A 14,063-nucleotide genomic window follows, 5' to 3' on the forward strand; every position below is an offset into this window, starting at 1 on the left:
TTCCTGCGATACAGATGGGTGGAACAAAAAGTCAGCCGAAGACGTACTTGACTGCTTCCTGGAAGCCATAGTCAATCACGGTGACAAGGCCGATCATGATGACGACGAAGACAATCACCACGGTGGTGTACGTCGACAGCTGGCTGCGCGTGGGCCAGACGACCTTGCGGAGCTCGGCGATGATCTGGCGGTAGAAGAGCGCGAGACGGCCCAGGGGGCCCTTCTTTCCGCGCTTCCCGCCCTTGCGGGACTTCTTCTTCGACTCTGCGGTCTCGTCGTCGGCATCAGGCATGTCGATGGAGCCTACGGCGTCCGTCACGATCTCTCACCTGATTCCGGGTCGGCCGTGCCGCGCCCGGGTGGAGCCGCACGGCGGTGCAATGAAGTACGTACATGCGCACAACACCTGGCGGTGTGTGTAGCAGGGCCGGAGGGACTTGAACCCCCAACCGCCGGTTTTGGAGACCGGTGCTCTACCAATTGAGCTACGACCCTTTGTCGGTGCCCCCAACCTACCGCATCGTGAGACGTGGTCGTTGCGGGCCAACGAGCAGTGAGCATACGTGGTCATGGGCCCCTACGTCGAACAGAAAGCCCGCCGACCTGCCGACGGACGCGCGTACGACCGGGAATGACCGTTCCTGTCCGGTCCGTGAAACCTGTGTGCCGGGCCTCGACGCGGTCTGGGACGATGGCCCGTATGAGCGCTGCTACCCCTCCCACCGAGCGTCGGGTCTCCGCCCGGATCGGTGCGATCTCCGAGTCCGCCACCCTCGCCGTCGACGCCAAGGCCAAGGCCCTCAAGGCCGCCGGTCGCCCGGTGATCGGTTTCGGCGCGGGTGAGCCCGATTTCCCGACCCCGGACTACATCGTCGAGGCGGCCGTCGAGGCCTGCAAGAACCCCAAGTACCACCGCTACACGCCGGCCGGCGGTCTGCCCGAGCTGAAGGCCGCGATCGCCGCCAAGACGCTGCGCGACTCCGGTTACGAGGTCGACGCCTCCCAGGTCCTGGTGACCAACGGCGGCAAGCAGGCGATCTACGAGGCCTTCGCCGCGATCCTCGACCCGGGCGACGAGGTCATCGTCCCGGCGCCGTACTGGACGACGTACCCCGAGTCGATCCGTCTGGCGGGCGGCGTCCCGGTGGAGGTCGTGGCCGACGAGACCACCGGCTACCGGGTCTCGGTGGAGCAGCTGGAGGCGGCGCGCACGGAGAAGACCAAGGTCGTCCTCTTCGTCTCCCCCTCGAACCCGACCGGCGCGGTCTACAGCGAGGCGGACGCCGAGGCGATCGGCCGCTGGGCCGTCGAGCACGGCCTGTGGGTCCTGACGGACGAGATCTACGAGCACCTGGTCTACGGCGACGCGAAGTTCACCTCGCTGCCGGCGATCGTGCCCGAGCTGCGCGACAAGTGCATCGTGGTGAACGGCGTGGCGAAGACGTACGCGATGACGGGCTGGCGCGTGGGGTGGATCGTCGGCCCGAAGGACGTCGTGAAGGCCGCGACGAACCTCCAGTCGCACGCCACGTCCAACGTGAGCAACGTCGCGCAGGTGGCCGCGCTCGCCGCCGTCTCCGGCGACCTGGACGCGGTCGCCGAGATGCGCACCGCCTTCGACCGCCGCCGCCAGACGATCGTGCGGATGCTGAACGAGATCGAGGGCGTGTACTGCCCGACGCCGGAGGGCGCGTTCTACGCGTACCCGTCGGTGAAGGGGCTGCTCGGCAAGGAGGTCCGCGGCAAGCGCCCGCAGAGCTCGGTCGAGCTGGCCGCCCTGATCCTGGACGAGGCCGAGGTCGCGGTCGTCCCGGGCGAGGCCTTCGGCACCCCGGGCTACCTGCGCCTGTCGTACGCGCTGGGCGACGAGGACCTGGTGGAGGGCGTGTCCCGGATCCAGAAGCTCCTCGCCGAGGCGAGGGACTGACCTTCTTGCGCGCGGGCCCCCGGTTCTCCGGAACCGGGGGCCCGTTCTCGCGTTCTAGCAAGGTCCCGATCGGGGAAACGGACTGTATTCGTCCATTCGGGTGCGGCAGTATCGGCCGATGGAGCATGTACGCGATCTCACCCTGTTGCCCAAGGCCCATCTGCACCTGCACTTCACCGGTTCGATGCGGCCCACGACGCTCATCGAGCTGGCCGACAAGTACGGCGTGCGCCTTCCGGAGGCGTTGAGCAGCGGCACGCCTCCCAAACTGCGGGCGACCGACGAGCGCGGCTGGTTCCGCTTCCAGCGGCTCTACGACATCGCCCGCTCCTGTCTGCGCGAGCCCGAGGACATCCGCCGTCTGGTGCGCGAGGCGGCGCAGGAGGACGTGCGGGACGGCTCCGGCTGGCTGGAGATCCAGGTCGACCCCACCTCGTACGCCCCGCACCTGGGCGGTCTGATCCCGGCCCTGGAGGTCATCCTGGACGCGGTCGACGGGGCCTCCCGGGAGACCGGGCTCGGGATGCGGGTGCTCGTCGCGGCGAACCGGATGAAGCACCCCCTGGAGGCGCGGACCCTGGCCCGGCTCGCGGTGCGGTTCGCGGACCGGGGCGTGGTCGGCTTCGGGCTCTCCAACGACGAGCGGCGGGGCATGGCCAGGGACTTCGACCGGGCCTTCGCGATCGCGCGGGAGGGCGGCCTCCTCGCGGCCCCGCACGGCGGCGAGCTGACGGGCCCCTCCTCCGTACGGGACTGCCTGGACGACCTGCGGGCGGCCCGGGTCGGCCACGGGGTGCGGGCGGCGGAGGACCCGAGGCTGCTGCGGAGGCTCGCGGAGAAGGGCGTGACCTGCGAGGTCTGCCCGGCGTCGAACGTCGCGCTCGGGGTGTACGAGAAGCACGAGGACGTGCCGCTGCGGACCCTCTTCGAGGCCGGGGTGCCGCTGGCGCTCGGCGCGGACGACCCGCTGCTCTTCGGCGCGCGGCTCGCGGAGCAGTACGAGATCGCCCGCCGGCACCACGGGTTCACGGACGCGGAACTGGCGGAGCTGGCCCGGCAGTCGGTGCGGGGCTCGGCGGCGCCCGAGGACGTCCGGGCGAAGCTGCTCGCGGGGATCGACGACTGGCTCGCTAGCTGATCCCCCGCAGGAGGGTGCGGGCGAGCGAGCGCGCGAAGTCGTCGAGGGAGTCCGGCGGCCTGCGGTCCGGGCTCATCTCCCAGGCGAAGGAGCGCTGCACGCAGGCCCCGAGGAGCAGGGAGGCGGCGGCCACCGGGTCGGCGTCGGCGTCGACGCGGCCGTGCTGCTGCTCGGCGCGGAGATAGGCGGCGAGGCCTTCGATGGGCTTGTGGGGGCCCGTCCCGTAGGTGCGCATGACCTCCTCGTGGCGCCGCTTGAGCTGCGGCTCCGCGTAGAGGGAGGCGACGACCGGGAAGGTCTGCTCGTAGAAGAGCGCGGCCTGCCGGGCGACCTCGACGAGGTTCTCCTCCACGGTGCGGCCGCCGGGGTCGGCGACGAGCGTGCCGAGGAGACCGCCGAGCTGGGGCAGGCGCTCGTTCAGGACGGCGAGGAAGAGTTCCTCCTTGCTGCTGAAGTACTTGTAGAGCGCGGCTTCCGAGCAGCCGGCCGCCTTGGCGATCTCCTTGGTGGTGGTGCGGGCGAGCCCCGCCGTCCGCATGAGGTCGCGGGCGGCGTCGATGATCCGGGTCCGGGTCGGCCTCTGTTCCATGCATCCTCCAGCCACGCTTGACGTACGAGTGAGTATCCACTCACCCTGGGGGTGAGTGAATACTTACCCACTTTGGGAGGCGCGACATGAAGCTCACCGTCTTCGGCGCGACCGGCGGCATCGGCCGGGAGATCGTCCGCCAGGCCCTGGCCTCGGGCCACGAGGTGACGGCGGTGGTCCGGGACCCCGCACGGCTCACGGCGACGGGCCCCCGCCTGACGGTCCGGCGGGCCGACCTGTCCGACCCCGAGGCCCTGCGCGGGGCGGTCGCGGGCCGGGACGCGGTGCTCTCGGGCCTCGGGGCCCGCACCCGGGCGGACGCGGGCGTGACCGCCCGGCTGACCCGCTCGGTGCTCGCGGCGATGGAGGCCGAGAGGACGCGCCGGCTCCTGGTGGTCAGCGCGGCCCCGCTGGGCCCGGTCCCGGACGGCCAGGCCCTCGTCGACAAGGCGATGCTGGCCGTCGTCAACAACGTCCTGAAGGACGTCTACGCCGACCTGCGGGTCATGGAGTCCGACCTCGCCGCGAGCGGCACCGACTGGACGTCCGTCCGCCCGCCCAAGCTGACGAACAAGCAGGGCACCGGGCGGTACCGCAAGGTCGTCGGCGGCACCCCGCCCCGGGGCCGCTCCCTGGCCCGCGCGGACGTGGCGCACGCGATGCTGGCGATGATCGACGACCCCGCGACGGTCGGGCAGGGCGTCGGCGTCGCGTACTAGAGCTCGACCCCGACCGTCACCGGCTCGTTGACGAGGGTGATCCCGAAGGCCTCGCGCACCCCGGCGACGACCTCGCGGGCGAGGGCGAGGAGGTCCTCGGTGGTCGCCCCGCCGCGGTTGGTGAGGGCGAGGGTGTGCTTGGTGGAGATCCGGGCGGGCCCGGAGCCGTACCCCTTGGTGAAGCCCGCCTTGTCGATCAGCCAGGCCGCCGAGGTCTTGGTGGAGGAGGTGCCCACGGGGAACGCCGGCGCCTGGGCCCCGGGGCCGAGTCGCTCGGCCACGCGGTCCCGGAAGGCGTCGAACTCCTCGTTCGTGAGGATCGGGTTGGTGAAGAAGGATCCGGCGGACCAGGTGTCGTGGTCCTCGGGGTCCAGGACCATGCCCTTGCTCGCGCGCAGCTTCAGGACGGTCTCGCGGGCATGGGCGAGCGGCACCCGGTCGCCCATCTCGACGCCGAGGGCGCGGGCGGTCTGCTCGTAGGCGATCGGGGCGGACAGGCCGCCGGCGTCCTCCAGCGCGAAGCGGACGCGCAGCACGACGTAGGTGTCCGGCAACCTCTTGAAGAGGCTGTGCCGGTACGAGAAGTCGCACTGCTCGTTCGTCAGCGTGACGACCCGGTGGTCGTCCCTGTCGTACGCCACGACCTCGGTGATCGTGGCGGAGACGTCCTGTCCGTACGCGCCGACGTTCTGGACGGGGGTCGCGCCGGCCGAGCCGGGGATGCCGGCCAGGCACTCGATCCCGGCGAGCCCGGCCTCGACGGTCCGGGCGACGACGTCGGTCCAGACCTCGCCGGCGGCGACCTCCAGACGGGTCCCGTCGAGGGCGAAGCCGGTGGTGGCGATGCGCAGCGCGGTGCCCTCGAAGCCCTTGTCCCCGATGACCAGGTTGGATCCGCCGCCGATGATCAGCAGCGGGGTCCCGGTGACCTCGGCCTCGCGGATCGCGGCGACGACCTCGTCGTCGGTGGTGGCGGTGACGAGCCGGGTGGCGGGACCGCCGAGCCGGAAGGTCGTCAGGGGCGCGAGGGGGGCGTCGTTGAGGAGCTGCACGGGCTCAAGAGTACGAGAAAGGTCCATGACCCATTGCGCTCGCAACAGGTCATGGACCTCACGGGGTCAGGCCAGTCGCACGACGGCCCGGCTCATGCCCAGCACCTTCTGCCCGGCGCTCACGGCCGTGACGTCGACCCGTACCTGCCGGTCGTCCAGCTTGGCGGCGACCTTGGCGGAGACCTCGACCAGGGCACCGGCCTCGTCGTTGGGGACGACGACCGGCTTGGTGAAGCGGACGCCGTACTCGACGACGGCGGCGGGGTCGCCGGCCCAGTCGGTGACGACGCGGATCGCCTCGGCCATGGTGAACATGCCGTGGGCGATGACGTCCGGGAGGCCGACCTCGACCGCGAACTTCTCGTTCCAGTGGATCGGGTTGAAGTCCCCGGAGGCGCCGGCGTACCGCACGAGCGTGGCGCGGGTCACGGGGAAGCTCTGCGCCGGCAGCTCGGTGCCGACCTCGACCTCGTCGTAGGCGATCTTCGCGGTCATGGTCAGGCCCCCTCGGGTGCGCGGGAGACGAGCTTGGTCCAGGCGGTGACGACGTGCTCGCCGGAGGCGTCGTGGACCTCGCCGCGGATGTCCAGGATGTCGTTGCCGGCGAGGGACTTGATCGCCTCGATGGTGGAGGTGACCGAGAGCCGGTCCCCGGCGCGCACGGGCCGGGTGTAGGCGAACTTCTGGTCGCCGTGGACGACGCGGCTGTAGTCGAGGCCCAGCTGCGGGTCCTCGATGACGGCGCCGGCCGCCTTGAAGGTGATGGCGAACACGAAAGTGGGCGGGGCGATCACATCGGAATGTCCGAGCGCCTTGGCCGCCTCGGTGTCGGTGTACGCGGGATTGGCGTCACCGATCGCCTCGGCGAACTCGCGGATCTTCTCGCGGCCGACCTCGTAGGGCGCGGTGGGCGGATAGGTCCGGCCCACGAAGGACTGGTCGAGCGCCATGGACTCGATACCTCCTGGATTTGTTGCCGACAAACGACACGAGGCCGCCCCCGAGTGGGGACGGCCTCGTGTACGAGCCTGATTAGCGCGTCTCGCGGTGCGCGGTGTGCGAGTTGCAGCGAGGGCAGTGCTTCTTCATCTCAAGACGGTCCGGGTTGTTACGCCGGTTCTTCTTGGTGATGTAGTTCCGCTCCTTGCACTCCACGCAGGCCAGCGTGATCTTCGGGCGGACGTCGGTGGCAGCCACGTGAGTGCTCCTTGACGGACGGATGGACGGATGAACGCATAGAAGAGTAGCCGATCGAAGGACCGACCCCACAATCGGCTACTGTCTGTAGCGGTGACCGGACTTGAACCGGTGACACAGCGATTATGAGCCGCTTGCTCTACCGACTGAGCTACACCGCTTTGATGATCCGGACCCCGTCCGAAGACGGGATCCCTCTCACCAGAGCCCCAATACGGAATCGAACCGTAGACCTTCTCCTTACCATGGAGACGCTCTACCGACTGAGCTATTGGGGCGAGCGAGGAAGACATTACACGGTCTCCGGCCCATCACCCAAATCCGTTTCCCCGGGGCCTCCCGGCGGCCCCCACCAGGCGTCCCGTACGCCACTCGTGGCCTCATCGGTACGACTATTCCGCTCCTCCTCGAAGGTCGCTCCGAGCCCCCCTAGGCTCGGCCCCACGCTGCGTGATCTTGATCTTGAGGAGCCTTGAGGAGCCCGATGTCAGCCGACAGCAAGCAGCCCCAGCCGCCCGAGGACGGGGCCGCCACCACCGCCGACTCGGCTTCGCTCCTGCTCTCCCACGCGCGGCTCGCCGACGGACGGATCGTGGACGTGCGGCTCGTCGGCGGGCGCATCGAGGCCGTCGGCACCGCGGGCAGCCTCACCGCCGCGGGCGCCCGCGTCGACCTCGGCGGCTACCTCCTGCTGCCCGCCTCCGCCGAACCCCACGCCCACGCCGACACCGCGCTCTCCGCCGACACCCCCGGCCCCGTCTCGTACGCCCCAGAGGAGGTGCGGCGGCGGGCCACCGAGGCCGCGCTGCTCCAGCTCGGCCACGGCGCGACGGCGGTCCGCGCGCACGTGCGCACCGGTGACGTCCACGGGCTCGGCCCGCTCGAAGCGGTGCTGCAGGCCCGGCGTTCGCTGCGCGGCCTCGCCGACCTGACGGCCGTCGCCGTGCCCCGGCTGCTGACGGGCGTCGCGGGAGCGGACGGGCTCGCGATGCTGCGGGACGCGGTGAAGATGGGCGCCGGGGTGGTCGGCGGCTGCCCCGACCTCGATCCGGACCCGGCCGGGTACGTGGAGGCCGTCCTCGCCGTCGCGGCCGAGCACGGCGTCCCGGTCGACCTGCACACCGACGGGGGCGACCCGGCCCGGCTCGCCCGGCTCGCGGCGATGGCCGGCGGACTGCGGCCCGGGGTCACGATCGGGCCGTGCGCCGGGCTCGCCCGGCTCCCCTCCGACGCGGCGGGCCGGGCGGCGGACCGGCTGGCGGAGGCCGGGGTGACGGTGGTCTGCCTGCCCCAGGGCGGCTGCGGGGGCACGGAGCTGCGCGGGGCGGCGCCGGTGCGGCTGCTGCGGGCGGCCGGGGTGCGGGTCGCGGCGGGCGGCGGGGCGCTGCGGGACGTGGCCAACCCGGTGGGGCGCGGGGACCCGCTGGAGGCGGCCTACCTGCTGGCCTCGCTCGGCGGACTGCCGCCCCAGGAGGCGTACGGGACGGTGAGCGCGGAGGCGCGGGCGGCGATGGGCCTGCCGGAGGTGCGGGTGGAGGCCGGCTTCCCGGCGGAGCTGCTCGCGGTGCGCGGCGAGCACCTGGCGGGCGTGCTGTCCCTCGCGTACAGCCGGATCGTGGTGCACCGGGGACGGGTGGTGGCCCGGACGAGCGCGGTGCGGGAGTACTGCGACTCGGCGGCGGCCCTGGACCTGCCGCGTCAGACACGCCCGGAGCGGCCGCCCGAGCCGGGGGGCCCTCCGGCCGGACCCGACGTACGGTCGTGAGTATGCGCATCGTCATCGCTGGAGGACACGGACAGATCGCCCTGCGCCTGGAGAGGCTGCTCTCGCACGCCGGGCACGAGGTCGCGGGGATCATCCGCACACCGGAACAGGGCGCCGACCTGCGGGAGGCGGGCGCCGAGCCCGTCGTCCTGGACCTGGAGTCGGCGTCGGTCGAGATGGTCGCCGCCGTGCTGCAGGGCGCCGACGCGGCCGTCTTCGCGGCGGGCGCGGGCCCGGGCAGCGGCGCCGACCGCAAGGACACGGTGGACCGGGCGGCGGCGGTGCTGTTCGCGGACGCGGCGGAACGCGCGGGCGTGCGCCGCTACCTCGTCGTCTCCTCGATGGGCGCGGACGCCTCCCACCCGGGCGACGGGATCTTCGACGCCTACCTCCGCGCCAAGGGCGCGGCCGACGACGACATCCGCTCCCGCACGGCCCTGGAGTGGACGGTCCTGCGCCCCGGCTCCCTGACGGACGACGCGGGCACGGGCATGGTCCGCCTGGAGGCGCGCACGGGCCGCGGACCGGTCCCCCGGGACGACGTGGCCGCGGTCCTCGCCGAGCTCCTCGACACCCCGGCGACCGCCGGGCTGACCCTGGAACTGATCGCCGGTTCGGTCCCGCTCTCCGTCGCGGTGAAGGACGTGGCCGGCAACTGACCCGCGGCCCGTCCACGGTCCCGTCCGCGACCTCGCCGTGAAACGAGTGAAGGTCCCCGGTGCAAGCACCGGGGACCTTCTTCACGTGGCGACGCCAGGATTCGAACCTGGGTAGGCTAAGCCGACGGATTTACAGTCCGCTCCCATTGGCCACTCGGGCACATCGCCATGGGTTCGCTGCCTCGGTCGGCCGCTTTTCTGCGGTGTTCCCCGGCAACGACGTAAACAATACCTGATCCCCGGGGGTGCTTCGCCACCCGGTTGATCAGCGGTTCGGCCGGCGGCTCACCCCCTAGGCTTTGGGGCGTACCCCACAGCATCCGAGCAAGGAGCCACGAGTCATGGCCGACTCCAGTTTCGACATCGTCTCCAAGGTCGAGCGGCAGGAGGTCGACAACGCCCTCAACCAGGCCGTGAAGGAGATCTCCCAGCGCTACGACTTCAAGGGAACCAACGCCTCGATCTCCTGGTCGGGCGAGAAGATCCTGATGCAGGCGAACGGCGAGGAGCGCGTCATGGCGATCCTCGACATCTTCCAGTCCAAGCTGATCAAGCGCGGGATCTCGCTCAAGTCGCTGGACGTCGAGGGCGAGCCGCAGCTGTCCGGCAAGGAGTACAAGCTCTTCGCCTCCGTCCAGGAGGGCATCTCCCAGGAGAACGCCAAGAAGGTCGCGAAGGCCATCCGCGACGAGGGCCCCAAGGGCGTCAAGGCGCAGGTGCAGGGCGACGAGCTGCGGGTCAGCTCGAAGAGCCGGGACGACCTGCAGGCCGTGCAGGCACTGCTCAAGGGCAAGGACTTCGACTTCGCGATCCAGTTCGTGAACTACCGCTGACGCGGCGGACCGTCGCGAAGGTCGTGTCCGAATACCGCCGGTTGCGAGCCGGGCGGCCCCCGCACACTGGGTCTCCGGAAGACCCGTGCGGGGAGAGGAACCAGTCATGACCGTGTACGCGTACGTCGACGGCCCCCTGGGCGAGATGCTGCTCGTCGGGCAGCTCGCCGGAGGGGGCCGAGCCGTGCTGCGCTCGCTGTCCCTGCCGGGGCAGAAGGGCGCCGTCGCGGTGGAGGACGGCTGGACGCCCGCGCCCGAGGCGTTCGCCGAGGTCGCCGGGCAGCTGGACGAGTACTTCGCGGGCCGCCGGGACCGGTTCGACCTGCCGTTCGCCGACGACGCCGGGACCGCGTTCCAGCGGCGCGTCTGGCGGACCCTGGAGGAGATCCCGTACGGGACGACCGTCTCGTACGGGGAGATCGCCCGGCGGGTCGGTTCGCCCGGCGCCGGGGTACGGGCCGTGGGCACCGCGATCGGCCGCAATCCGCTGCTCGTCGTGCGGCCCTGCCACCGGGTGATCGGCGCCGACGGAAGCCTGCGCGGGTACGCCGCCGGGCTCGACCGGAAAGAACGGCTCCTCGGGCTCGAAGGCGCCCTCGTGTGAGCGAGGGGCTCTTCCCCCGCGAGCGGGTCACGGTGGCGCCCGGGGCGGTGCACGTGCCCGCGTGGCTGCCGTTCGCACGACAGCGGGAGCTGGTGGACGCCTGCCGGGAGTGGGGGCGCGGGCCCGTCCCGTACCGGCACACCGTGCTGCCCGGCGGCGGCGTGATGTCGGTGCGGTCGCTGTGCCTGGGCCGGCAGTGGGTGCCGTACCGCTACCTCGACGCCGTCGGCACCGAACTGCCGGACTGGCTGGTCGCGCTGGGCCGGGAGGCGCTCGTGGAGGCGTACGGCGAGCACGGCGGCTTCACCCCCGACACCGCGCTCGTGAACTTCTACGCGCCGGGCGCGCGGATGGGCATGCACCAGGACCGGGAGGAGCGCTCCTCCGCGCCGGTGGTGTCGCTGAGCCTCGGGGACCGGTGCGTGTTCCGCTTCGGGAACGAGGAGAACCGCGGCCGGCCGTACCGGGACGTCGACCTGGCCTCCGGGGACCTCTTCGTCTTCGGCGGGGCTTCGCGCTGGGTCCACCACGGGGTCCCCAAGGTCTTCCCGGGGACGGCCGAGCCGGCACTGGGCCTGGCGGGGCGGCTGAACATCACGCTCAGGGAGACCGGACCCAGCGTCTAACGTGCGGGGCATGACACCGGAACTGCGCCGCTCCCTGGGCCTCCTCGACGCGGTCGTGATCGGGCTCGGCTCGATGGTCGGAGCGGGGATCTTCGTCGCGCTCGGACCCGCCGCGGACGCGGCCGGTTCCGGGGCCGGGCTGCTCCGGGCGCTCGGGCTCGCCGCCGTCGTCGCCTACTGCAACGCCATGGCCTCGGCGCGGCTCGCCGCCCGCCACCCGGCCTCCGGCGGCACGTACGTGTACGGTCGCGAACGTCTCGGTTCGTTCTGGGGACACCTGGCCGGCTGGGCGTTCGTCGTCGGCAAGACGGCCTCGTGCGCGGCCATGGCGCTCACGGTCGGGGCGTACGCGTGGCCGGAGCAGGCGCACGCGGTGGCCGTCGCCGCCGTCGTGGCCCTGACCGCCGTCAACTACAGGGGAGTTCAGAAGTCGGCGCTCCTCACGCGGGTGATCGTGGCGTTCGTCCTGGCGGTGCTCGCCTGCGTGGTCGCGGTGTCCTTCGGATCCGGCGGGGAGGGGCTCGCGGCGCTCGGCGGGCCGTCCACCACCAGCGGCGTGACCCAGGCCGCGGGTTTGCTCTTCTTCGCATTCGCGGGGTACGCGCGGATCGCCACGCTCGGCGAGGAGGTCCGCGATCCGGCCCGCACCATCCCCCGGGCGGTGCCGCTCGCCCTCGGCATCGTGCTCGCCGTCTACGGGCTCGTCACGGTGAGCGTGCTCACCGTCCTCGGCCCCGCCGCCCTCGCCGCCTCCCCCGCGCCCCTGACCGACGCGGCCCGCGCGGCGGACGCCGGTCGGCTGGTGCCGCTGGTCACGGCGGGCGCGACGGTCGCCGCGCTGGGCTCGCTGCTCTCCCTGATCCTCGGGGTGTCCCGTACGACCCTGGCGATGGCCCGGGACGCGTACCTGCCGACGGCGCTCGCGGCCGTGCACCCCCGCTTCCGCGTCCCGCACCGGGCGGAGCTCGCGGTGGGCGCGGTGGTGGCCGTGGTGGCGGCGACGGTGGACGTACGGGGCGCGATCGGCTTCTCGTCGTTCGGCGTCCTCGTCTACTACGGGATCGCGAACGCCTCCGCCTGGACCCTCGGCGGCCGCGCCCGCCTCCTGGCCGCCCTCGGCCTCACCGGCTGCGCCGCCCTCGCCCTCGCCCTCCCCCTCGACTCCGTCCTGGCGGGCTCGGGAGTGATGGCGGCGGGGATGGTGACGTGGGCGATGAGCCGGGGCCGGACGGCACCACCCCGCGCGTGAGCCGCGCCCTCCGCCGCGAGCGGCCGGGTTCCACCGGGGCTGCGCCCGCCGGGCCCTGTGGTGGGCAATAGTTCCGCCGGGGCGGTGCCCACCCCCGTTGTGGGCAATCGTCCCGCTGGGCGGTGCCCACCCCTACCTCCGCCACCCCCGTTGTGGGCAACTGTTCCGCTGGGGCGGAACGGGTGGGCACAACGGAACGGCGCCCCTTGCCGGCGCCCGAGGCTCCCGCGCCCTGACCCGCACCGGCAGGTACGGCGCACGCGGGTGCGGGTCAAGGCGCGGAAGGCGGAGGCGCCGCCAGGGGCGCCGTCCCGTGTGCCCACCCTCCCCCAAGCTCTCGGCTCCGCTCGAGCAGGGGGGACCCCCTTCGCCCCAGCGGGACGATTGCCCACACGGGGGGGGTGGGCCGGGGCACCGCCCCGCCGGGCGCGGCGCGCGGCGTGTCAGTGGCTTGCGTAGCCGTACGGCTGGTCCGTCGGGACGATCTCCTTGCCCAGCGGCAGCAGCGACACCGGGATCAGCTTGAAGTTCGCGACGCCCAGCGGGATGCCGATGATCGTGAGGCACAGCACGATCCCGGTGGTGATGTGGCCGAGCGCGAGCCACCACCCCGCGAGGATCAGCCACAGCACGTTGCCGACGACGGACGGCGCGCCCGCGTCGCGCCGGTCGACGACCGTGTGGCCGAAGGGCCAGAGCGCGTAGAGGCCGATGCGGAACGCGGCGAGTCCGAAGGGGATGCCGATGATCGTGATGCAGAGCAGGACGCCCGCGGCGATGTAGCCCAGGAACATCCAGAAGCCGCACAGGACCAGCCATATGACGTTGAGGATCGTCTTCACGGGCGTCGACCTGCCATCTGTTCGAGCCGGGCGATGCGCTCGGCCATCGGTGGATGGGTGGAGAACATCTTGGAGAGCCCCTGTCCGGGCCGGAACGGGTTCGCGATCATCATGTGGCTCGCGGTCTCGATCTTCGGCTCGGGCGGCAGCGGCAGCTGCTTGGTGCCGGCCTCCAGCTTCCGCAGGGCGTCGGCGAGCGCGAGCGGGTCCCCGGTGAGCTGGGCGCCGGAGGCATCGGCCTCGTACTCCCGGGAGCGGGAGATGGCGAGCTGGATGACCGAGGCGGCGATCGGGCCGAGGACGAGCACCAGCAGGTAGCCGAGGATGCCGGGGCCGTCGTCGTCGTCGGAGCGGCCGACGGGGATCAGCCAGGCGAAGTTGACCAGGAACATGATCACGGAGGCGAGCGCTCCGGCGACCGAGGAGATGAGGATGTCCCGGTTGTAGACGTGGCTCAACTCGTGTCCGAGGACCCCGCGCAGCTCGCGCTCGTCGAGGATCGCGAGGATGCCCTCGGTGCAGCAGACGGCGGCGTTGCGCGGGTTGCGGCCGGTCGCGAAGGCGTTGGGCGCCTGGGTCGGCGAGATGTAGAGCCGGGGCATGGGCTGGCGCGCCTGCGTGGAGAGCTCGCGCACCATCCGGTAGAGGGCGGGGGCCTCGAACTCGCTCACCGGGCGGGCCCGCATGGCCCGCAGCGCCAGCTTGTCGCTGTTCCAGTACGCGTACGCGTTGGTGCCGAGCGCCACGAGCAACGCGACGATCAGCCCCGTACGCCCGAAGAAGCTGCCGATGACGATGATGAGGGCCGAGAGCCCTCCGAGGAGGACGGCGGTCCTCAGCCCGTTGTGCCGGCGGTGCACGGT

The 14,063-nt window shown here is 72.1% G+C and carries 17 protein-coding genes and 4 tRNA genes; 9 read left to right on the plus strand and 12 right to left on the minus strand.

Annotated features, from left to right (window positions below; all coding sequences use genetic code 11):
• Nucleotides 1-31 precede the first annotated feature (31 nt).
• Together secE and ACZ66Z_RS11440 are read right to left on the minus strand one after the other, a co-directional pair.
• The gene (secE, locus tag ACZ66Z_RS11435; protein ID WP_329854469.1) at nt 32-319 is read right to left on the minus strand and encodes a preprotein translocase subunit SecE; all 288 of its coding nucleotides are present in this window, start codon (nt 317-319) and stop codon (nt 32-34) included.
• A gap of 103 nt (nt 320-422) precedes the next feature.
• Nucleotides 423-495, minus strand: a tRNA-Trp gene (locus tag ACZ66Z_RS11440).
• 205 nt (nt 496-700) lie between these two features.
• Here ACZ66Z_RS11440 and ACZ66Z_RS11445 point away from each other — a divergent pair.
• A complete protein-coding gene (locus ACZ66Z_RS11445; protein ID WP_469933731.1) occupies nt 701-1,927 on the plus strand; it encodes a pyridoxal phosphate-dependent aminotransferase in 1,227 nt (408 codons plus the stop codon).
• A gap of 118 nt (nt 1,928-2,045) precedes the next feature.
• Nucleotides 2,046-3,065 carry an adenosine deaminase gene (locus ACZ66Z_RS11450; RefSeq protein WP_469933732.1) on the plus strand — a complete coding sequence of 340 codons (1,020 nt, stop codon included), beginning with the start codon at nt 2,046-2,048 and terminating at the stop codon, nt 3,063-3,065.
• Here ACZ66Z_RS11450 and ACZ66Z_RS11455 read toward each other — a convergent pair.
• Nucleotides 3,058-3,654 (minus strand): TetR/AcrR family transcriptional regulator, encoded by a 597-nt coding sequence (locus tag ACZ66Z_RS11455; RefSeq protein ID WP_469933733.1) that lies wholly within the window; start codon nt 3,652-3,654, stop codon nt 3,058-3,060. The genes ACZ66Z_RS11450 and ACZ66Z_RS11455 overlap by 8 nt on opposite strands.
• An 86-nt stretch (nt 3,655-3,740) precedes the next feature.
• Here ACZ66Z_RS11455 and ACZ66Z_RS11460 point away from each other — a divergent pair, with 86 nt between their 5' ends.
• Complete coding sequence (locus tag ACZ66Z_RS11460; protein WP_469933734.1) at nt 3,741-4,373, plus strand: NAD(P)-dependent oxidoreductase; 633 nt, start codon at nt 3,741-3,743, stop codon at nt 4,371-4,373.
• Here ACZ66Z_RS11460 and ACZ66Z_RS11465 read toward each other — a convergent pair.
• The 6 genes from ACZ66Z_RS11465 to ACZ66Z_RS11490 all read right to left on the minus strand — a co-directional run bounded on the left by ACZ66Z_RS11465 (nt 4,370) and on the right by ACZ66Z_RS11490 (nt 6,900).
• Nucleotides 4,370-5,425: a UDP-N-acetylmuramate dehydrogenase gene (locus tag ACZ66Z_RS11465; protein WP_469933735.1), complete on the minus strand. Its 1,056-nt coding sequence runs from the start codon at nt 5,423-5,425 to the stop codon at nt 4,370-4,372. The genes ACZ66Z_RS11460 and ACZ66Z_RS11465 overlap by 4 nt on opposite strands.
• 66 nt (nt 5,426-5,491) lie before the next feature.
• Nucleotides 5,492-5,920: a MaoC family dehydratase gene (locus ACZ66Z_RS11470; protein ID WP_469933736.1), complete on the minus strand. Its 429-nt coding sequence runs from the start codon at nt 5,918-5,920 to the stop codon at nt 5,492-5,494.
• Nucleotides 5,921-5,922: 2 nt separating this feature from the next.
• The gene (locus tag ACZ66Z_RS11475) at nt 5,923-6,375 is read right to left on the minus strand and encodes a MaoC family dehydratase N-terminal domain-containing protein (RefSeq protein ID WP_030687915.1); all 453 of its coding nucleotides are present in this window, start codon (nt 6,373-6,375) and stop codon (nt 5,923-5,925) included.
• An 82-nt stretch (nt 6,376-6,457) separates the two neighbouring features.
• The gene (gene rpmG, locus ACZ66Z_RS11480; RefSeq protein ID WP_003956487.1) at nt 6,458-6,622 is read right to left on the minus strand and encodes a 50S ribosomal protein L33; all 165 of its coding nucleotides are present in this window, start codon (nt 6,620-6,622) and stop codon (nt 6,458-6,460) included.
• Between the two features lie 88 nt (nt 6,623-6,710).
• Nucleotides 6,711-6,783 (minus strand) — tRNA-Met (locus ACZ66Z_RS11485).
• 44 nt (nt 6,784-6,827) lie between these two features.
• Nucleotides 6,828-6,900, minus strand: a tRNA-Thr gene (locus ACZ66Z_RS11490).
• A gap of 206 nt (nt 6,901-7,106) precedes the next feature.
• Here ACZ66Z_RS11490 and ACZ66Z_RS11495 point away from each other — a divergent pair.
• Together ACZ66Z_RS11495 and ACZ66Z_RS11500 are read left to right on the plus strand one after the other, a co-directional pair.
• Nucleotides 7,107-8,387 carry an amidohydrolase family protein gene (locus ACZ66Z_RS11495; RefSeq protein WP_469933737.1) on the plus strand — a complete coding sequence of 427 codons (1,281 nt, stop codon included), beginning with the start codon at nt 7,107-7,109 and terminating at the stop codon, nt 8,385-8,387.
• Between the two features lie 2 nt (nt 8,388-8,389).
• The gene (locus ACZ66Z_RS11500) at nt 8,390-9,046 is read left to right on the plus strand and encodes an NAD(P)H-binding protein (RefSeq protein ID WP_469933738.1); all 657 of its coding nucleotides are present in this window, start codon (nt 8,390-8,392) and stop codon (nt 9,044-9,046) included.
• Nucleotides 9,047-9,132: 86 nt separating this feature from the next.
• On the opposite strand, the gene ACZ66Z_RS11505 is transcribed toward ACZ66Z_RS11500, so the two are convergent.
• Nucleotides 9,133-9,214, minus strand: a tRNA-Tyr gene (locus ACZ66Z_RS11505).
• Nucleotides 9,215-9,387: 173 nt separating this feature from the next.
• Here ACZ66Z_RS11505 and ACZ66Z_RS11510 point away from each other — a divergent pair.
• The 4 genes from ACZ66Z_RS11510 to ACZ66Z_RS11525 all read left to right on the plus strand — a co-directional run bounded on the left by ACZ66Z_RS11510 (nt 9,388) and on the right by ACZ66Z_RS11525 (nt 12,358).
• A complete protein-coding gene (locus ACZ66Z_RS11510) occupies nt 9,388-9,879 on the plus strand; it encodes a YajQ family cyclic di-GMP-binding protein (RefSeq protein ID WP_030687924.1) in 492 nt (163 codons plus the stop codon).
• A 106-nt stretch (nt 9,880-9,985) separates the two neighbouring features.
• On the plus strand, nt 9,986-10,483 hold the full coding sequence (locus tag ACZ66Z_RS11515) for a methylated-DNA--[protein]-cysteine S-methyltransferase (protein WP_469933739.1): 498 nt from the start codon (nt 9,986-9,988) through the stop codon (nt 10,481-10,483).
• Nucleotides 10,480-11,109, plus strand: coding sequence for an alpha-ketoglutarate-dependent dioxygenase AlkB family protein (locus ACZ66Z_RS11520; protein WP_469933740.1), 630 nt, complete (start codon nt 10,480-10,482; stop codon nt 11,107-11,109). Before ACZ66Z_RS11515 ends, ACZ66Z_RS11520 begins: the two co-directional genes overlap by 4 nt.
• A gap of 10 nt (nt 11,110-11,119) precedes the next feature.
• Entirely contained in the window at nt 11,120-12,358 is a 1,239-nt protein-coding gene (locus ACZ66Z_RS11525; RefSeq protein WP_469933741.1) for an APC family permease, read from the plus strand.
• A 443-nt stretch (nt 12,359-12,801) separates the two neighbouring features.
• On the opposite strand, the gene ACZ66Z_RS11530 is transcribed toward ACZ66Z_RS11525, so the two are convergent.
• Nucleotides 12,802-13,200: a YccF domain-containing protein gene (locus tag ACZ66Z_RS11530; RefSeq protein ID WP_469933742.1), complete on the minus strand. Its 399-nt coding sequence runs from the start codon at nt 13,198-13,200 to the stop codon at nt 12,802-12,804.
• Nucleotides 13,197-14,060 carry a zinc metalloprotease HtpX gene (gene htpX / locus ACZ66Z_RS11535; RefSeq protein WP_469933743.1) on the minus strand — a complete coding sequence of 288 codons (864 nt, stop codon included), beginning with the start codon at nt 14,058-14,060 and terminating at the stop codon, nt 13,197-13,199. Before htpX ends, ACZ66Z_RS11530 begins: the two co-directional genes overlap by 4 nt.
• Nucleotides 14,061-14,063 lie beyond the last annotated feature (3 nt).

The organism is Streptomyces sp. NPDC107498, from assembly GCF_055582805.1.